20 protein-coding genes are annotated in these 16,589 nt (G+C 66.1%); 13 read left to right on the top strand and 7 right to left on the bottom strand.

Annotated features, from left to right (window positions below; all coding sequences use genetic code 11):
- Positions 1–87: 87 nt before the first annotated feature.
- Together ACZK45_RS16380 and bioA are read right to left on the bottom strand one after the other, a co-directional pair.
- On the bottom strand, positions 88–825 hold the full coding sequence (locus ACZK45_RS16380; RefSeq protein WP_478444924.1) for a 16S rRNA (uracil(1498)-N(3))-methyltransferase: 738 nt from the start codon (positions 823–825) through the stop codon (positions 88–90).
- Positions 816–2,207, bottom strand: a complete 1,392-nt coding sequence (gene bioA / locus ACZK45_RS16375) for an adenosylmethionine--8-amino-7-oxononanoate transaminase (RefSeq protein WP_285303450.1) — start codon at positions 2,205–2,207, stop codon at positions 816–818. The genes ACZK45_RS16380 and bioA overlap by 10 nt, the downstream gene beginning before the upstream one ends.
- A 77-nt stretch (positions 2,208–2,284) precedes the next feature.
- Between bioA and nudE the strand changes: the two genes are divergently transcribed.
- From nudE to gcvH, 9 genes are all read left to right on the top strand, one after another.
- Entirely contained in the window at positions 2,285–2,848 is a 564-nt protein-coding gene (gene nudE, locus ACZK45_RS16370) for an ADP compounds hydrolase NudE (protein ID WP_010482713.1), read from the top strand.
- The gene (cysQ, locus tag ACZK45_RS16365) at positions 2,845–3,648 is read left to right on the top strand and encodes a 3'(2'),5'-bisphosphate nucleotidase CysQ (protein ID WP_293798794.1); all 804 of its coding nucleotides are present in this window, start codon (positions 2,845–2,847) and stop codon (positions 3,646–3,648) included. Before nudE ends, cysQ begins: the two co-directional genes overlap by 4 nt.
- 13 nt (positions 3,649–3,661) lie before the next feature.
- Positions 3,662–4,501: a nucleoside triphosphate pyrophosphohydrolase gene (mazG, locus tag ACZK45_RS16360; RefSeq protein ID WP_049422149.1), complete on the top strand. Its 840-nt coding sequence runs from the start codon at positions 3,662–3,664 to the stop codon at positions 4,499–4,501.
- On the top strand, positions 4,498–4,827 hold the full coding sequence (locus ACZK45_RS16355) for a YnfA family protein (RefSeq protein WP_032130110.1): 330 nt from the start codon (positions 4,498–4,500) through the stop codon (positions 4,825–4,827). Before mazG ends, ACZK45_RS16355 begins: the two co-directional genes overlap by 4 nt.
- A gap of 245 nt (positions 4,828–5,072) precedes the next feature.
- A complete protein-coding gene (locus ACZK45_RS16350) occupies positions 5,073–5,375 on the top strand; it encodes an Mpo1-like protein (RefSeq protein ID WP_049422150.1) in 303 nt (100 codons plus the stop codon).
- A gap of 66 nt (positions 5,376–5,441) precedes the next feature.
- Complete coding sequence (locus ACZK45_RS16345; protein WP_005410704.1) at positions 5,442–6,401, top strand: SPFH domain-containing protein; 960 nt, start codon at positions 5,442–5,444, stop codon at positions 6,399–6,401.
- A 1-nt stretch (position 6,402) separates the two neighbouring features.
- Positions 6,403–6,837 carry an NfeD family protein gene (locus ACZK45_RS16340; protein ID WP_125895565.1) on the top strand — a complete coding sequence of 145 codons (435 nt, stop codon included), beginning with the start codon at positions 6,403–6,405 and terminating at the stop codon, positions 6,835–6,837.
- Between the two features lie 488 nt (positions 6,838–7,325).
- Positions 7,326–8,438 (top strand): glycine cleavage system aminomethyltransferase GcvT, encoded by a 1,113-nt coding sequence (gene gcvT / locus ACZK45_RS16335; protein ID WP_478444923.1) that lies wholly within the window; start codon positions 7,326–7,328, stop codon positions 8,436–8,438.
- Positions 8,439–8,531: 93 nt separating this feature from the next.
- Complete coding sequence (gcvH, locus tag ACZK45_RS16330) at positions 8,532–8,927, top strand: glycine cleavage system protein GcvH (protein ID WP_005410701.1); 396 nt, start codon at positions 8,532–8,534, stop codon at positions 8,925–8,927.
- 292 nt (positions 8,928–9,219) lie between these two features.
- Here the strand turns inward: gcvH and ACZK45_RS16325 are convergent, their stop codons facing one another.
- Positions 9,220–9,519, bottom strand: a complete 300-nt coding sequence (locus tag ACZK45_RS16325; protein ID WP_125895567.1) for a hypothetical protein — start codon at positions 9,517–9,519, stop codon at positions 9,220–9,222.
- Positions 9,520–9,540: 21 nt separating this feature from the next.
- On the opposite strand from ACZK45_RS16325, the gene ACZK45_RS16320 reads away from it, so the two are divergent.
- Entirely contained in the window at positions 9,541–10,221 is a 681-nt protein-coding gene (locus tag ACZK45_RS16320) for a histone (RefSeq protein ID WP_182266552.1), read from the top strand.
- A gap of 119 nt (positions 10,222–10,340) precedes the next feature.
- On the opposite strand, the gene ACZK45_RS16315 is transcribed toward ACZK45_RS16320, so the two are convergent.
- Positions 10,341–11,234, bottom strand: a complete 894-nt coding sequence (locus ACZK45_RS16315; protein WP_125895568.1) for a LysR family transcriptional regulator — start codon at positions 11,232–11,234, stop codon at positions 10,341–10,343.
- Between the two features lie 114 nt (positions 11,235–11,348).
- Between ACZK45_RS16315 and ACZK45_RS16310 the strand changes: the two genes are divergently transcribed.
- The gene (locus ACZK45_RS16310) at positions 11,349–12,107 is read left to right on the top strand and encodes an SDR family NAD(P)-dependent oxidoreductase (protein WP_032130070.1); all 759 of its coding nucleotides are present in this window, start codon (positions 11,349–11,351) and stop codon (positions 12,105–12,107) included.
- 107 nt (positions 12,108–12,214) lie between these two features.
- Here the strand turns inward: ACZK45_RS16310 and ACZK45_RS16305 are convergent, their stop codons facing one another.
- Positions 12,215–13,612, bottom strand: coding sequence for a serine hydrolase domain-containing protein (locus tag ACZK45_RS16305; protein ID WP_032130059.1), 1,398 nt, complete (start codon positions 13,610–13,612; stop codon positions 12,215–12,217).
- A 286-nt stretch (positions 13,613–13,898) separates the two neighbouring features.
- Here ACZK45_RS16305 and ACZK45_RS16300 point away from each other — a divergent pair, with 286 nt between their 5' ends.
- Together ACZK45_RS16300 and ACZK45_RS16295 are read left to right on the top strand one after the other, a co-directional pair.
- Complete coding sequence (locus ACZK45_RS16300; protein WP_293797914.1) at positions 13,899–15,227, top strand: NTP/NDP exchange transporter; 1,329 nt, start codon at positions 13,899–13,901, stop codon at positions 15,225–15,227.
- A gap of 30 nt (positions 15,228–15,257) precedes the next feature.
- A complete protein-coding gene (locus ACZK45_RS16295; RefSeq protein WP_125895571.1) occupies positions 15,258–15,605 on the top strand; it encodes a DUF1304 domain-containing protein in 348 nt (115 codons plus the stop codon).
- 29 nt (positions 15,606–15,634) lie between these two features.
- Here the strand turns inward: ACZK45_RS16295 and ACZK45_RS16290 are convergent, their stop codons facing one another.
- Both ACZK45_RS16290 and ACZK45_RS16285 read right to left on the bottom strand, forming a co-directional pair.
- A complete protein-coding gene (locus tag ACZK45_RS16290; RefSeq protein ID WP_260467374.1) occupies positions 15,635–16,018 on the bottom strand; it encodes a hypothetical protein in 384 nt (127 codons plus the stop codon).
- Positions 16,019–16,045: 27 nt separating this feature from the next.
- A complete protein-coding gene (locus ACZK45_RS16285) occupies positions 16,046–16,525 on the bottom strand; it encodes a hotdog fold domain-containing protein (protein WP_478444922.1) in 480 nt (159 codons plus the stop codon).
- Positions 16,526–16,589: the final 64 nt, after the last annotated feature.

Here is a 16,589-nt window from a genome sequence, read left to right as displayed (position 1 = left end):
TTTTGAATTCCTGGTAGTGCCGCGCCGCTTTCGCAACCGCATGATTCCGTGGTTGTACCAGCGGCTTACACTACCAGGAATCGGGCCTTACCCCAGATCCCCCAACCGCGCCTGCAGTGCTGCAATCGCGGCCAGGCCGGCCGTTTCCGTGCGCAGGATGCGCGGGCCCAGCTGCAGGCCCTGGAATCCTGCCGCCGCCAACTGATCCCGGTCGCGCGGCGACCAGCCACCTTCCGGGCCGATCGCGATCACGATGCCGCCTGCCGGAGCGGCCGCCAGCGTCGACAAGCGATGTGTGCCCAGCGGGTCCAGGGTCAGCCGCAGCGTATCGGGCGGCAGCGCCGCTGCCGCCTGCGCCAGCGACAGCGGGGATCCCACCTGCGGAATGCGCGCGCGCCCGGACTGGCCGCAGGCTGAGGTCACCACGTTGTTCCAGTGCGCCACGCGCTTCTCCGCGCGTGCTGCATCGAGCTTCACCTCGGTGCGCTCGGCGTTGACCGGAATGATCGCCGCCACGCCCAGTTCGGTGGCCTTCTGCAGGATCAGGTCCATCTTCTCGCCACGGGCGATGCCCTGCAGCAGGGTGATCGCCAGCGGCGATTCGTTGTCGATGGCCTGCACCGCGTCGATGCGCACCTGAACCTCGCGCTTGCCGGCCACGGTCAGCGTGGCGCTGTAGTCATGGCCGTCGCCGTTGAACAGCACGCAGGTGTCTCCCTCGCGCAGGCGCATCACCCGTACCAGGTGGTTGGCGGTCTCTTCCGGCAGGGTCACGGTCTGGCCGCTGTGCAGCGCCAGGTCGATGGGGCAGCGGGTCACGCGCATGCAATCGCCTCGTCAATCGCCGCCAGCGTGGTATGTGCCAGCAGCTCCAGTTGTTCGTCATCCACGCAATAGGGTGGCATCCAGTACAGCACGTCGCCCAGCGGACGCAGTACCACACCGCGCTTCAGCGCGGCCTTGTAGGCGTGCAGGCCCAGCCGCATGGCCGGGTCGAACGGTGTGCGCTTGTTGCCATCGCGCGACAGCTCGAACGCCACCACCATGCCGGCCTGGCGCACGTCGGCCACGTGCGGATGGTCGCTGAACGGTGCGGCCAGCGTGCCCATCACCGAGGCGATGCCGCGGTTGCGCGCGATCACATCGTCGTCGCGGAAGATGTCCAGCGTCGCCAGCGCGGCCGCGCAGGCCAGCGGGTTGCCGGTGTAGCTGTGCGAATGCAGGAAGGCGCGCTCGCGCGAGTCGTCGAGGAACGCGTCGTACAGGGCCTGCGTGGCCAGTACCGCGGCAAGCGGCAGGAAGCCGCCGGTCAGGCCTTTCGAGAGGCACATCAGGTCCGGCATCACCCCGGCCTGCTCGCAGGCGAACAGGGTGCCGGTGCGGCCGAAACCGGTGGCGATCTCGTCGGCGATCATGAATGCACCGTGCGCATCGCACAGTTCGCGCACGCGCTGCAGGTACACCGGGTCGTGCATGCGCATGCCGCCGGCGCACTGCAGGCGCGGTTCCAGGATCACCGCGCAGATCTCGCCCGGGTGCTGGTCGAACAGCGTGGCCAGTCCATCCGCGGCCTGCCGCGCGCGATCTGCCGCACTCTGGCCCGGCTCGGCCAGGTAAGCGTCGGGCGAGGGCGCGAACAGGCCTTCGGCCAGCAGCGGTGCATAGACACGGCGGTACAGCGGGATGTCGCCCAGCGCGAGCGCGCCCAGGGTCTCGCCGTGGTAGCCGTTCTCCAGTGCGATGAACCGCGTGCGCCGCGGCTCGCCACGGTTCTGGAAATACTGGAAGGCCATCTTCAGCGCCACTTCCACGCCGGCGGAGCCGTTGTCAGCGTAGAACACCTTGGCCAGCGGTTCGCGGCCGGGCTGCCGCGGGGCCAGCGCCAGCAGGCGTTCGGCCAGGGTGATGGCTGGCTCATGACCGAAGCCGGCCAGCATCACCTGTTCCAGCTGCGTGGCCTGGGCGGCGATGGCACCACCGATGCGCGGTTCGGCATGACCGAACAGGTTGGTCCACCAGCTGCTGACCGCATCCAGATAGCGATTGCCGTCGTGGTCGATCAGCCAGGCACCTTCGCCGCGGGCGATCGGCACCAGCGGCAGGGTGTGCGGATGCTCGCGCATCTGCGTGCAGGGGTGCCACAGCACCTGCAGGTCGCGCTGCCGCCAATGGCGGGCCAGCGGGGAGGGGGTTGGGTCTGCTAGCATTTCGGGCTCATGAACATGTTGCTGCCTGCACATTCTATCGGCCCCGGCGCAGGCGCCGGCCGCCGCGGAGATTCCGCATGAACGATGACCGTGCCGGCCGTCGCTTGCCGATCATCCATCGGATCACCGATGAGGAGAACGGTCCCTTCCAGCGCCAGCACCTGGACCTGGAGTTCTCCAACGGCGAACGCCGCCGCTTCGAGCGGCTGGTCAGCCGGGGGCATGGCGCGGTGGTGGTGGTGCCGATGCTCGACGACGAAACCGTGCTGCTGGTACGTGAATACGCCGCCGGCATGCACCGCTACGAACTGGGCCTGGTCAAGGGCCGGATCGATGCCGGCGAGACCCCCGAGCAGGCCGCCGACCGCGAACTGAAGGAAGAGGCCGGTTACGGCGCGCGCCGGGTGGATGTGCTGCGCGCGATGACCCTGGCCCCGACCTACATGAGCCACCAGTCGTGGCTGGTGGTGGCGCGCGACCTGTACCCGGAAAAGCTGGCCGGCGACGAGCCGGAAGAGCTGGAAGTCGTCCCGTGGAAGCTGGCCGAGCTGGACCAGCTGATGCTGCGCGAGGACTTCTCCGAGGGACGCTCGCTGGCGGCGCTGTTCATTGCCCGCCAGTGGCTGCAGGGATTGCGATGATCAAACTGACCACGGACCTGCGCGAGACCGCCATCGCCATTGCCCAGGAAGCCGGACAGGCCATCATGCAGGTCTATGCCGATGGCTTCGACGTGCAGCTCAAGGACGACAACAGCCCGGTCACCGCCGCCGACCTGGCCGCCAACCAGGTCATCGAACAGGGCCTGCAGCAGCTGACCCCGGATCTGCCGATCCTGTCCGAGGAGTCGGCCCAGGTCACGTGGGAGCAACGCCGTCATTGGGGCGCCTACTGGCTGGTCGACCCACTGGACGGCACCCGCGAGTTCATCAAGCGCAACGGCGAGTTCAGCGTCAACATCGCATTGATCTACCAGGGCGCGCCGGCCTTCGGCGTGGTGCTGGCGCCGGTCACCGGCATCGTCTGGCATGCCATGCGTGGTGAGCTGGCATACCGTCGCCAGGGCCTGCACGACACCGTGCTGCGCACCCGCACGCCGGCCACCGCACCGCTGCGGGTTGCCGCCAGCCGCTCGCACCGCTCACCGGAAACCGAGGCGCTGCTGGCGAGGATGGGGCGCATCGAGACCATCGCGCAGGGCTCGTCGCTGAAATTCTGCCGGATCGCCGAAGGTGGCCTGGATGTCTATCCGCGTCTGGGCCCGACCTCCGAATGGGATACCGCCGCCGGCCAGTGCGTACTGCACGCCGCCGGCGGTGCGGTACTGTCGGCAGCGACCGGCAAGCCGTTCCGCTACAACCGCCGCGAGACCCTGTTGAACGGCGATTTCATTGCCATTGGTGATACCAGCCTGCCGTGGCGCGACTGGTTGTCCGATTGACCCTGGAGACCGCATGAGCGCGCATGACACCCCCATCGCCGGCAGTGCAGCCAGCAACGAACTGGAACGCCTGCTGGCGATCATGGCGCGCCTGCGCGATCCGCAGGGCGGCTGCCCCTGGGACCTGGAACAGAACTTCGCGACCATCGCGCCGTACACCATCGAGGAAGCCTACGAGGTGGCCGATGCGATCGACCGTGGCGACCTCGATGATCTCTGCGATGAGCTGGGCGACCTGCTGCTGCAGGTGGTGTTCCATGCACGTATGGCCGAGGAGCAGGGTGCCTTCGCCTTCGCCGAGGTCGCACGCGCGATCAGCGACAAGATGCAGCGCCGCCACCCGCACGTGTTCGCCGATGTCAGCGTCGATGACGCCGACGGGGTGACGCGTAACTGGGATGCGATCAAGCGTGCCGAGCGTGCCGCCAAGGGCGAGCAGGACACCTCCGCATTGGCCGGCATCTCGCGTGGCCTGCCCGAATGGCAGCGAGCGGTGAAGCTGCAGTCGCGCGCGGCCAAGGTCGGTTTCGACTGGCCGGGCCCGTTGCCGGTGCTGGACAAGGCGGCGGAGGAACTGCAGGAGCTGCGCGAGGAGTTCGAGCGCGGCGATATTGCCGGCAACAAAGCGCGCCTGCAGGAAGAGCTGGGCGATCTGCTGTTCGTCTGCGCCAACCTGGCACGCCACGCCGATATCGATCTGGGTGCGGCGCTGCGCGGGGCCAACCACAAGTTCGAACGCCGCTTCCGTGCGATGGAAGCGCAGGCTGACGCCCAGGGTGGAGCGCTGGCGTCGATGGACCTGGATGCGCAGGAAGCACTGTGGCAGCACGCCAAGGCGGCGGAGAAGGCGTGAAGACGCTCGCGCTGTTCCTGCTGACCGCGCTGGCCGAAATTGTCGGCTGCTACCTGCCGTGGTTGTGGCTGCGCAAGGGCGGCAGCGTGTGGCTGCTGCTGCCGGCTGCCGCCAGCCTGGCCCTGTTCGCCTGGCTGCTGACCCTGCACCCGACCGCCAGTGGCCGGGTCTATGCGGCCTACGGTGGTGTCTACATCGGCACCGCGCTGTTCTGGCTGTGGCTGGTCGATGGCATCCGCCCCAGCCGCTGGGACCTGTTCGGCGCAGCCCTGTGCCTGGCCGGCATGGCGGTGATCATGTTCGGGCCGCGCACGCCCCCGGTGTAGCGTCGAGCCATGCTCGACGGCTTCCGCTTTTGTAGCGTCGAGCCAGGCTCGACGGCTTCCGCTCTTATGTAGAGTCGAGCCACGCTCGACTGCAACTGGGAGGGCCAGTCGAGCATGGCTCGCCTCTACAAAGGCAGCGCCACCGGATCATGCACTGCCTTGTCAGAATCGGCCACGCCGTCCAGGCCGCTTTCCCTCCCAGGAAGGCGCATGATGGCGGTGACCACGGCCCCCGGAGCACGCATATGTCCCGCTTCGCCAGCTTCCGCGAGTTCTATCCGTTCTATCTCAGCGAGCACCGCCACCCGGTATCGCGCCGGCTGCACTTCGTCGGCAGCTGCGGCGTGCTGCTGCTGGTCGTTGCAGCAATCCTGCGCGGGCAGCCGGTGCTGTTGCTGGCCGCCCTGTTCTGCGGTTACAGCTTCGCTTGGGTCGGCCATTTCTTCTTCGAGAAGAACCGCCCGGCCACCTTCCAGCACCCGCTGTACTCGTTCATGGGCGACTGGGTGATGTTCGCCGACATCCTGCGCGGGCGCGTGCCCTGGTAGCTCCGCTGTGAATGTGGCCTTCACGCGCTATGCTGGGGCCTGGACGTCATAGATAAGGAAAGCAAGATGTTCCCGACCATGTTCTTTACCGTGGTACTGGCCTTCGTGGCCGTGGTCATCCTGTTCAAGGCAGTACGGATGGTGCCCCAGGGCTACGAGTGGACCGTCGAGCGCTTCGGGCGCTACACGCACACCATGACCCCCGGCCTGCATTTCCTGATCCCGATCGTGTACGGGGTGGGGCGCAAGGTGAACATGATGGAGCAGGTGCTGGACGTGCCCAGCCAGGAAGTGATCACCAAGGACAACGCCGCCGTGCGCGTGGACGGCGTGGTGTTCTTCCAGGTACTGGATGCCGCCAAGGCCGCCTATGAGGTGGCCAACCTGGAAGTGGCGATGATCGCCCTGGTGCAGACCAACATCCGTACCGTGATCGGTTCGATGGATCTGGATGAATCGCTCAGCCAGCGCGAGGTGATCAATGCCCAGCTGCTGAGCGTGGTCGACCATGCCACCAATCCCTGGGGCGTGAAGGTCAACCGCATCGAGATCCGCGACATCCAGCCGCCGCGCGATCTGCTGGATGCGATGGCGCGGCAGATGAAGGCCGAGCGCGAAAAGCGCGCGCAGATCCTCGAGGCAGAGGGTTCACGGCAGTCGGAGATCCTGCGCGCCGATGGCGAGAAGCAGGCCACCGTGCTGGAAGCCGAAGGCCGTCGCGAAGCTGCGTTCCGCGATGCCGAGGCGCGCGAGCGCCTGGCCGAGGCCGAAGCGATGGCGACCAAGGTGGTGTCGGCGGCGATTGCCGAGGGTGACGTGCAGGCGATCAACTACTTCGTCGCGCAGAAGTACGTGGAAGCGTTCAAGGAGCTGGCCAGTTCGCCGAACCAGAAGCTGGTGCTGATGCCGATGGAGGCCAGTGGCGTGATCGGTTCGATCGCGGGCGTGGCCGAACTGGCGAAGCAGGCGCTGGCCAGCCAGGACAACAAGGCCGCCGGCAAGCGGCCGCCGCCGCTCGGAGGCTGACATGCGCTGGGAAGTCGTCGGTTGGGGCGCGCTGGCGCTACTGCTGTTCGCTGCCGAAGCGCTGGCGCCGGGTGCGTTCATGCTGTGGATCGGCATTGGCGCGGCGGCAGTGTTCGTACTGGTTGCGGTGTTCAGCGACATTCCACTGTTGTGGCAGGTGATCGCCTTCGTCCTGCTGAGTGTGGTCTCGATCCAGTGCTACCGGCGCTGGGGGAGGCCGCGGGCACGGCCCAGCGATGCGCCGTTGCTCAACCGCCGTGCCGAGCAGCTGGTCGGCCGGGAGGTGGTACTGCAGCAGGCCATCGTCGGTGGCCAGGGACGGGTCAGCATTGACGATGCGTCCTGGCAGGTGAGCGGTCCGGAGCTGCCTGCAGGTACGTGGGTACGGGTGGTGGCGGTGCAGGGCAGCACGCTGCTGGTCGAAGCGGTGGCCTAGGGGTTCCCAGCCAACGGCGGAACCCCTCGTGGGTGGTCGCGGAAGGTGGTTCATGTGTTTGGGTCGGGCGGGTTGGGTTCGCGGGACACGCCGTAGACCCCGCTCCGCGGTCCGGCCCAGCCGCTGGCGGCTGCGCGTTCGGTCGCTTGCGAAGCAGTGCTTCGCAAGCAAAGCGCCCTCACCCATGGGGGCTCGATGGCGCCATCCATGGCGCCAACGGTCCCGCGAACCCAACCCGCCCGGCCCCCGACAGTTTCCGTGCGCGTCCAGCCCACGGAAAAAGAAAAAGAGCAAAGAGCAAAAGCACTCGCTCCGACCCGCCCAGGCCGAGTCAATCCAGAGCCGATGAACTCAGGCTTTGCGCTCTAGCTGTAGAAGGCGGCGCCGGCCGCAGGCCTGCCAAACACCCCGCTGCGCTGCGGCGCGACCTGCGGGCGACCGATCTGGGATAATGGGGATTCTTGTTTCCTCTGCTGCCGGACCCGGTCATGACCCAGAAGACGCTGCTCAACGATACCCACCGCGCCCTTGGCGCCAAGATGGTCGATTTCGGGGGTTGGGACATGCCCATCCACTACGGCTCGCAGCTCGACGAGCACCACCTGGTTCGTCGCGAGTCGGGTGTGTTCGACGTCAGCCACATGACCGTGGTCGACCTGCGCGGTGACCAGGTCAAGCCGTTCCTGCGCCGCCTGCTGGCCAACTCGGTCGACAAGCTGAAGGTGACCGGCAAGGCACTGTACTCGTGCATGCTGAATCCGCGCGGCGGCGTCATCGACGACCTGATCGTCTACTACCTGGGCGACGATTTCTTCCGCATGGTGGTCAATGCCTCCACCCGCGAGAAAGACCTGGCCTGGCTGCGCGAGCAGGCTGCACCGTTCGGCGTCACCGTCGAGCAGCGCCCGGACCTGGCCATCCTCGCCGTGCAGGGCCCGCAGGCGCGCGACATCGTGATCGGCCTGGCCCGTGATGCGGACCGTCAGGCGCTGACCAAGCTGGGCCGTTTCGCCGCCTTGCAGGTGCGGTCCGATGATGGTGTCGAACTGTTTGTCGCCCGTACCGGTTACACCGGCGAAGACGGCTTCGAAATCCTGCTGCCGCAGGACGCCGTGGTCGCGTTCTGGAACCGCCTGCTGGCGGCGGGCGTGAAGCCGGCCGGCCTCGGCGCACGCGACACGCTGCGCCTGGAAGCCGGCATGAACCTGTACGGCCAGGACATGGACGAAGAGATCAGCCCGTACGAAGCGGCGCTGGCCTGGACCGTGTCGCTGGACGAAGGTCGCGACTTCATCGGCCGCGACGTGCTGGAAGCGCAGAAGGCTGCCGGCACCGCCCGCCAGATGATCGGTCTGGTGATGGACGAGAAGGGCGTGCTGCGCCATGGTCAGGCGGTGACCACCGCCGGCGGCCAGGGCGAGATCCTGTCCGGCACCTTCTCGCCGACCCTGGCCAAGGGCATCGCCTTCGCCCGTGTACCGGCCGGTGAACTCGGTGAGGTCACCGTCGACATCCGTGGCCGGCAGGTGCCGGTGCGCGTGGTCAAGTTCCCGTTCGTGCGCGAAGGCCAGGCCCAGCCCGGCGTGCTCGCCGACGCCTGATCCGAAACTGCCGATCGTCACTGACAGCAGTGGCGGCCGGTTGGTTACACTAGCCCCGTTTTTTCCACCCCTGCATATCTCTGGAGCAGTCCCATGAGCGAGATCCCCGGCGACCTCAAGTTCCTCAAGTCCCATGAGTGGGCCCGTGTCGAAGGCAATGGCCGTGTCACCGTCGGTATTTCCGACCACGCCCAGGGCCTGCTGGGTGACCTGGTCTACGTCGAACTGCCGGAAGTCGGCGCCGACGCAAAGGCTGGCGAGCAGATCGCCGTTGTCGAGTCGGTGAAGGCCGCCTCGGACGTCTACAGCCCGATCAGCGGCAAGGTCGTCGAGGTCAACTCGGCGCTGTCCGACAAGCCGGAAACCATCAATGAAGATGCCTACGGCGAAGGCTGGATGTTCGTGGTCGAACTGACCAATGCTGAAGAGGTCAACGAACTGCTGGATCCGGACGCGTATGCCGAAGCCCTGGAAAACGACGACCACTGAGTCGTCACTTCCGGGTTCTGGAACGGCCACCTTCGGGTGGCCGTTTTTGTTTTGGCGAGTGCGTCGGACTCATGACGGCGGGTTCGCTCTGCACCCTCGGCGTGGCATCAGCCGACAGACGAACGGTGCCGATCAGCGTGCGCAGTTTTGCGCAAATCCGCGTTTCCGCCCCGCGCCGAAGCGATCGAATGTGAAAACTTTTCGCCCCCCGTTGCGGCCCCGTTGTGCTGGCGTCGGCGACGGTGCGGGTGACCATCGGCGATGCACGTGCGCTGTTGTCCGGAACATGTGCCTATCTGCGCAGAGTGCTTATTTCAAGTGTTTTTTGTTCAGAGAGCGCATCGACTTCGTCGTATGCGGCGCGCGTGCGCGCCGCTTCAATGGTCGTTGCAGGGCGCGCACGGCGGTGGCGAGGACGGCGTCCGGGATGGCGCGGATGTGAAAATTTTTCGCGGGGGTTGTTGACAGTAAAAAAAACCGTGATTAGGTTTCGCCTCAGCAGACCTTGCCTGCCCAACCGAGTGCGCAGAATCAATCGTCCGATGCGAAGCAGCCCCTTCAAGACCACCGCGACCCTGATGACGGTGGACATGGCCCCGCTTCCCCCGGAGAAATGCAAGGCAACTCCCGTTCCGATGTCCGCTCCGCCGATCGAGGCGGGCATTGCCGCATCCGTAACGGCGCGCCTGACGCGCCGGCGGTCCCCGCACGCAGCATCCGCGGGTTTGATCCACCTGGGCGTTTCAACTCCCTATCACTGACGAGGAGCCATCCCATGGCAACCAAGAAAGCTGCGAAGAAGAAGCCCGCCGCCAAGAAAGCGGTGAAGAAGGTCGCGAAGAAGGCCGCTGCCAAGAAGGCAGTGAAGAAGGTCGCGAAGAAGGCGACCGCCAAGAAGGCAGTGAAGAAGGCTGCGAAGAAGGTCGCCAAGAAGACCACTGCGAAGAAGGCAGTGAAGAAGGCGGCGAAGAAGGTAGCCAAGAAGTCCACTGCCAAGAAGGCCGTCAAGAAGACCGCGAAGAAGGCCGTCAAGAAGGTAGCCAAGAAGGCCACCAAGAAGACTGCCAAGAAGGCAACGGCCCGCAAGCCGGCCAAGAAGGTCGCGAAGAAGGCAACTGCCAAGAAGGCCGTCAAGAAGACCGCCAAGAAGGCAGTAAAGAAGACCGCGAAGAAGGCGACCAAGAAGGCTGCCCCGAAGAAGGCAGCGAAGAAGGTTGCCAAGCGCAAGCCGGCCGCCCGCAAGAAGAAGGCTGCTCCGGTCGCTCTGCCGGCAACCCCGGCGCCGCTGATCTAAGTACTTCCCGATAGCCGCATCCTGAAACCCCCTTCCCTGACTGCCCAGCGGGGAGGGGGTTTTTTTATGGGCCGTTTGCAGGGTCGAGCCGTGCTCGACTGCTTTTCTGACGGTCGACGCTAGCGGTGCGGCGCCGGTGGAAAGCGCTCCACCAGGAAGTCCAGGAAGCTGCGCAGGCGGGTCGAGTGGTAGCGATCGTGGGCGTAGACCACGTGCATCGGCCGACCGGTCTGGCCGAACTCAGGGAACAGCTGCACCAGGCGTCCGGTGTCGATGTCGGCAGCCAGCAGCAGTGCCGACTGCAGCACGATGCCCAGCCCATGCAGCGCTGCCGTGCGCAGCGCTTCGCCGTTGTTGATCTGCAGCCGGCCGCCAGGCACACGCTCGAGTTCGCCAGCATCGGCCTGCAGCCACTGTGCGAGTGCGCTCGGTTCGAAGGACAGGCACTGATGCAGGGCGAGGTCCTGCAGGCTGCGAGGCGTGCCATGCCTGGCCAGGTACGCCGGCGATGCGCACATCATCAAGCGATACGGTGCCAGCGCACGCGCCACCAGCATGCTGCTGTCGGCCAGCGTGCCGATGCGCAGCGCCGCTTCGAAACCCTCCTCGGCGAGGTCGACCACGCGGTCGCTCAGCGTGACTTCGACCCGGACATCCGGATGGCGCGCCATGTATTCGGCCAGTGCCGGTACCAGTGCGTGCGTGCCGAAGATCACCGGCGCACTGATGCGCAACGTGCCCGCCGGTGCCAGCTGCTGGTGCTGCGCCTGTGCGTCCGTTTCTTCCACCAGCCGCAGGATCTCCCGGCAGCGGGTGTAGTAGTCCTCGCCGAAGGGCGTCATGTGCTGGCGCCGGGTAGTACGGCTCAACAGCTGCATTCCCAGCCGTGCTTCCAGCGCACGCAGGTGCTTGCCGGTCATCGTCGCCGAGATATCCATCGCCGCCGCCGCAGCGCTGAGGCTGCCCTTGTCCACGATCAGCACGTAGACCTGCATGCTCTCCAGCAGATTCATCTGACACCCCGGGTGTTGAATGCTGAAACCTGCGCGGAGTTTATCAATCAGGGGTGATCAAACAGCATGTACTGCACGGGCCGGATGTACCGGCTGGCGGATTGGGAGAACATCATGGATCTGGGGCTTGAAGGGCGTACCGCGCTGATCACCGGGGCGGGCAGTGGCATCGGTGCCGGTGTGGCCAGGCTGCTGGCGGCACAGGGAGTACGCATTGCGATCAGTGCACGGCGTGCCGAGCCGCTGCATGCACTGGCGGCGGAGATCGAATCTGCAGGCGCGCCGGCACCGATCGTCCTGCTGGGCGACCTCACCGATGCGGAGCAGGTACGCCACATTGCGGATGCAGCCTCGGCGGCACTGACGCGTGTCGACATCCTCGTCAATGCGGCTGGAGGAGGCCGACCGACCACCGTGGATGCGGGGGACGATGTCTGGGAGGAAGCCATGGCCTTGAACTTCTCTTCGGCACGACGCCTGACCCAGGCACTGCTGCCGGCGATGCAGGCGCAGGGCTGGGGGCGGGTGATCAACCTCAGCGGTTCAATGGAACCGCGCGCGGTGAATGCTGCCACGGCGGCGAAGGCGGCGTTGCATCTGTGGAGCAAAGGGCTGTCGTCGGCGCTGGCCTCACAGGGCATCACGGTCAATGCAATCGCGCCGGGACGCATCAACAGTGCTCAGATCCGGGACCGGCTGCATCCCACCGAAGAAAGCCGGCGTGAGTTCATCGAACGCAACATTCCGATCGGGCGTTTTGGTGATCCGGAGGAGGTGGCGCCGCTGGTGGCCTTTCTGGCCTCGCCCTTGGCCGGCTACATCACCGGCGCGGTGATTCCGGTGGATGGCGGCATGCACTACTTCGCGCATTAGCCTTCCGTTTGTAGAGTCGAGCGGTGCTCGACTGCTTTGCTCTACAACTGCCAACAAAAAGGGCGACCCGCAGGCCGCCCTTCGCACACACGGTGAAGCCCGCCAACTCAGCGCGGCGAGGCCACCGCACGGTTGCTCGAAGCACCCTTGCCCTTGCGCTTGTCCTGCTGCGCCGGGCTCGCGCCTTCGGCCATCAGGTTGTCACTGCCGAAGTCGGTGTCCACGTCCAGCCAGCGCTGCGTCGGCAGGCCGAGCGCGGAATCGAGCACCGTCGGCAGCAGGCCGCTGGGCAGGCCGCTTTCGCCGTTCCACATGATGGCGATGCCGAGATCGCGTTCCGGCACCAGCGCGACCAGGCCGCGATAGCCCTGCACGGCACCGGCATGGAACACCACATCGTGGCCGGCGTAGTCGAAGGTGCGCCAGCCCAGTGCGTAGCCGGCCGAATGCAGGCGCTCGCGGCGCCAGCCCGAACGCATTTCGCCCGGGGTGTTGATCAGGCTCGAATGCAGGGTGGCCAGCAGCGGTGCCGGCAGCACGTCCGGGCGATGGCCGGTGTGGGCCAGCAGCCACTGCGCCATGTCGCTGGCGCTGGCGTTGACGCCGGCGGCCGGGGCGACGCGGTAGTAGGTCGGCTTCGGTGTCAGCGACACCCAGCCATTGCGGCTGCGCACGTGCGGACGCGCCCAGCGCGAGCTGGCCTGGATGCCGGCCAGGCCGAGGCTGGCATCGTTCATGCCCAGCGGCTTGAAGATGCGGCGCTCGACCGACTGCTCGTAGAAGCTCCCCGAGGCGGCATAGACCACGTCGCCGATCAGGCTGAAGGCCACGTTCTGGTAGGCGTAGCAGTCGCCCGGCAGGCACTTCAGGCTGGTATTGGCCAGCTTCTGGGTGAGTGCGTAGTACTCGGCGTTGCCTTCGATGTCGCGGTCGTAGGCGTTGTACGGCAGGCCGACGCGGTGGCTGAGCACGTCGGCCACGGTCAGGCGATCGGTCGCTTCCGGAGAGTTCAGGCGGAAGCCCGGCACGTAGTCGGTGACCTTGCTGTCCCAGCGCAGCGTGCCATCGTTGACCAGCAGTCCGGCCATGGTGCCGGCGAAGGCCTTGGACAGCGATGCCAGGCGGAACACGGTGTGGGCGTCGACCGGCAGCGGGTTGTTGACGTCGGTAACGCCATAACCACGCGCGCTGAGTACGCGGCCACCCTGCACGATGGCCACGGCCATGCCGGGCACACGCTCGCCATAGGTGAGTTGCTGCGCCATCGATTCGATGTTGGCCACGTTGAAGCCGGCCGCCGGCAGCTGCACCTGCGGCACCAGGCCGGTGCGGTAAGCGGCGGGCTGGGTATGGGCGACGGCGGTGGCGGCGGATTCGATGTTGGCCGGCATCGGCGGCAATGGCGGCGGGGTCTGCGCGGTGGTGGACAAGGCAACGGGCATCAACATGCCCAGCAAACCGGTGGCCGCCGAACGGATCGGACGACGCAGGCTGTTCTTTTTCATCGTGGAGACCCGTGCGCGACTGCTGATGGCGATTCTAGCGCCGCTTTTCCCTTGTGCACAAACAAAGCGAAGATGAATGCGCATCTCGTTGAAAAAATTGGAATTTTGACGCCCCGAAAGCATGTGTCAGAACGTATCGTCCGGGCGGGGCCGTGACACTGCGTTGCGGCCTTCTGCGTGGCTGCTGCTGGCGATGTTGCAGTGCATTGGCTAACGTACGCGCTTCACCGCCCCCGGAGCCTGCCATGCCGCTGTCCAACCGCCGTCTTCTGGCGAGGGACACCGCGTGAGCGCGGTGAAGGGCAAGGGGCCGTTGCGTGGGCTGGCGGCGGCACTGCGTGAGTCGCCGGCGCTGTGGTGGTCGTTCCTGTACTTCTTCTGCCTGCTCAGCGGCTACTACGTGCTGCGCCCGGTGCGTGAGGCGATGGCTGCCTCGGCCGATCTGGAGACCGTGTTTCCGCCGATGCTGATCGCCTGGTTCGCCAGCCACGGCATCGCGCTGAAGGATTTCGTCCTGCAGTTCCTGTTCTCCTGCGTGTTCGTGATCATGCTGGTGCTGCAGCCGGTGTACGGCTGGCTGGTCAGCCGCTTCCCACGGCGGGTGTTCCTGCCGGCGGTGTATGGGTTCTTCATCGTCACCTTGCTGGGCTTCTACGCGCTGTTCGACAGCAACGTGCCGGGGCGCGGCATGGCCTTCTTCCTCTGGGTGATGGTGTTCAACCTGTTCGCGGTGGCGGTGTTCTGGAGCTTCATGGCCGACGTGTTCTCCAACGCGCAGGCGCGGGCGTATTACGGCTACATCGGCGCGGCTGGCACCATCGGCGCGTTCCTGGGCCCGCTCATTACCAGCGCGCTGGCACAGCGTGTGGGCATCGCCAACCTGATGCTGGTATCTGCGGGTTTCCTGATTGTCTGCTTGTTGAGCATCTGGCGACTACGGCACTGGGCGGTGCTGCGCGAACGCGAGCAGCAGCTGGTCTCGGGCGAGAAGCCGATGGGCGGCAGCGTGCTTGACGGCCTGAAGCTGATCGCACGCGAGCCGCTGCTGCGCTGGCTGGCCGTGCTGGTGGTGTTCGGCGTGGGCGTGGGCACCCTGTTGTACAACCAGCAGGCCAGCATCGTGCGCGCGGCCTTCAACGACCCGGCTGCCAGCACCGCGTTCTTCTCGCGCATCGACCTGGCGGTGAACGCGCTGACGCTTCTGTTGCAGTTGAGTCTGACTCGCTGGCTGTTGTCGCGCCACGGCATAGCCCCGGCCCTGCTGATTCCCGCGTTCGCCATCCTGATCGGCTTCTCGGTGCTGGCCGCATCGCCGCTGCCGATGATGGTGGCGGTGGTGCAGGTGCTGACCCGCGCCAGTGAATTCTCGCTCTTCAAGCCGGCACGCGAAACCATCTACACCCGGGTGGACCGCCAATGGCGCTACAAGGCCGGTGCGGCCATCGACACGGTGGTCTACCGTGGTGCCGACCTGAGCTTCACCTGGGTGCACAAGGGCTTGTCGCTGTTTGGTTCACACGTGGTGTTCATCGGCGGCGTGGTGGTTGCCGCGTGCATGACCGCCGCCGCATTCGGTGTGCTGCGCGAAGAAAAGAAGCTGCCGCGCGACCGCTGATCCCGTCCAGTCTTTTTGAGGAGAGAAACGATGTCGCTGATCGCGCTGCTGCTGACCGTGCTGGTCGCGGTGCTGCACCTGTACTTCCTGGTGCTGGAAATGTTCCTGTGGACCCGCCCGCTGGGCCTGAAGACCTTCCGCAACACGCCCGAGAAGGCAGAGACCACGCGCGTGCTGGCGGCCAACCAGGGCCTGTACAACGGCTTCCTGGCGGCGGGCATCGTGGTGGGGCTGGTGATCGATCAGCCGGTGCTGGTGACGTTCTCGCTGGCCTGCGTGGTGGTGGCCGGGTGCTATGGCGCGTACAGCGTGAGCCGGCGCATTTTCATGATCCAGGCCGTACCGGCCATTCTGGCGCTGGCGTCGCGAGCGTTCTGAAGTCGGCGCGTGCTGGCAGGCGCCGCCGCTCAGCGGCTGATGGCGCGCATGATGCCCAGCCACATTGGCACGGCATGCAGCGCCGCACCCAGCACGAACAGGCCCGTCAGCAGGTGTACGCGCCAGTCGTTGATGCGCAGGAAGACGAATTGTTCAAGCGCGCGGCCCACCCAGAACACCGCCATGAAACCCAGCAGGACCAACCCCAGACGAGTGCCGACCAGGTCCGGGGCAAAGATCAGCGCGATCAGCCCCATTCCCAGGAACACATAGATCACGCGCAGATTGAGGATCTGCATGATCGCGCGGTTGACCGTGCCGAGCTGGGCGAGCTCGCGTTTCCAGCCGAACAGCCGCCAGAACGCCAGATGGAAGGCGGCAAACCCCAGGCTGTGAATGCCTGCCAGGCGCACAAGCAGTTCAGCGGTCGTCATGGTTGATCAGCCTGTGCGCGGAGGGCGCGGCGATACCCACATCGCGATGGTCGCATGGAACACCTCGGTCCCTGCCGCATCGGTCACGCTGACCTTCACGGGCAGGTCGTAGCCGTCCGCAGCACTGACGATGGACAACATGGGCGTCGCCACGGCCTTCAACGTGCCCAAGGCCTTGGCCTGGTATTTCACTTCCATGCCCTTGGGGATCCAGCGCATGTCTGGCGGCAGGCTGGCGTCCACCATCACCCCGCCGACCAGCTCGGCCAGGTTGCACATCGCGATCGCATGTACCGTGCCGATGTGGTTGTTGATGCGGCGGTGCTGGCGGATCACGCCTTCGCAGCGGCCTGGCTCCAGTGCGGTGATGGTGGGCGCGATGCTGGCGAAGTAGGGCGCCTTGAAGCACACCGCGCGTGAGAACAGCCAGTTGCCGGCAGGCCAGCGCTGCAGGCGGTGGTAAAGCGAGAGCAGGGGCATGGACATGGTTGATGTTCCGGTCGGCGGATAAAGCGACGGCGGGCCGAGGCCCGCCGTCGTGGCAACGCGT

The organism is Stenotrophomonas sp. 63632_Sma, assembly GCF_056482875.1.
This window is presented reverse-complemented; position numbering and strand designations above follow the sequence as displayed.

What these genes read in the sequence shown, in the direction of transcription:
- nudE (WP_010482713.1), top strand. Translation starts at nt 2,285, where the DNA reads ATGAACGATGACCGTGCCGGCCGTCGCTTGCCGATCATCCATCGGATC.
- ACZK45_RS16305 (WP_032130059.1), bottom strand. Translation starts at nt 13,612, where the DNA reads ATGAAAAAGAACAGCCTGCGTCGTCCGATCCGTTCGGCGGCCACCGGT.
- ACZK45_RS16310 (WP_032130070.1), top strand. Translation starts at nt 11,349, where the DNA reads ATGGATCTGGGGCTTGAAGGGCGTACCGCGCTGATCACCGGGGCGGGC.
- cysQ (WP_293798794.1), top strand. Translation starts at nt 2,845, where the DNA reads ATGATCAAACTGACCACGGACCTGCGCGAGACCGCCATCGCCATTGCC.
- ACZK45_RS16350 (WP_049422150.1), top strand. Translation starts at nt 5,073, where the DNA reads ATGTCCCGCTTCGCCAGCTTCCGCGAGTTCTATCCGTTCTATCTCAGC.
- gcvT (WP_478444923.1), top strand. Translation starts at nt 7,326, where the DNA reads ATGACCCAGAAGACGCTGCTCAACGATACCCACCGCGCCCTTGGCGCC.
- ACZK45_RS16320 (WP_182266552.1), top strand. Translation starts at nt 9,541, where the DNA reads ATGCAAGGCAACTCCCGTTCCGATGTCCGCTCCGCCGATCGAGGCGGG.
- ACZK45_RS16380 (WP_478444924.1), bottom strand. Translation starts at nt 825, where the DNA reads ATGCGCGTGACCCGCTGCCCCATCGACCTGGCGCTGCACAGCGGCCAG.
- bioA (WP_285303450.1), bottom strand. Translation starts at nt 2,207, where the DNA reads ATGCTAGCAGACCCAACCCCCTCCCCGCTGGCCCGCCATTGGCGGCAG.
- ACZK45_RS16295 (WP_125895571.1), top strand. Translation starts at nt 15,258, where the DNA reads ATGTCGCTGATCGCGCTGCTGCTGACCGTGCTGGTCGCGGTGCTGCAC.
- gcvH (WP_005410701.1), top strand. Translation starts at nt 8,532, where the DNA reads ATGAGCGAGATCCCCGGCGACCTCAAGTTCCTCAAGTCCCATGAGTGG.
- ACZK45_RS16285 (WP_478444922.1), bottom strand. Translation starts at nt 16,525, where the DNA reads ATGTCCATGCCCCTGCTCTCGCTTTACCACCGCCTGCAGCGCTGGCCT.
- ACZK45_RS16340 (WP_125895565.1), top strand. Translation starts at nt 6,403, where the DNA reads ATGCGCTGGGAAGTCGTCGGTTGGGGCGCGCTGGCGCTACTGCTGTTC.
- ACZK45_RS16315 (WP_125895568.1), bottom strand. Translation starts at nt 11,234, where the DNA reads ATGAATCTGCTGGAGAGCATGCAGGTCTACGTGCTGATCGTGGACAAG.
- ACZK45_RS16325 (WP_125895567.1), bottom strand. Translation starts at nt 9,519, where the DNA reads ATGTCCACCGTCATCAGGGTCGCGGTGGTCTTGAAGGGGCTGCTTCGC.
- mazG (WP_049422149.1), top strand. Translation starts at nt 3,662, where the DNA reads ATGAGCGCGCATGACACCCCCATCGCCGGCAGTGCAGCCAGCAACGAA.
- ACZK45_RS16345 (WP_005410704.1), top strand. Translation starts at nt 5,442, where the DNA reads ATGTTCCCGACCATGTTCTTTACCGTGGTACTGGCCTTCGTGGCCGTG.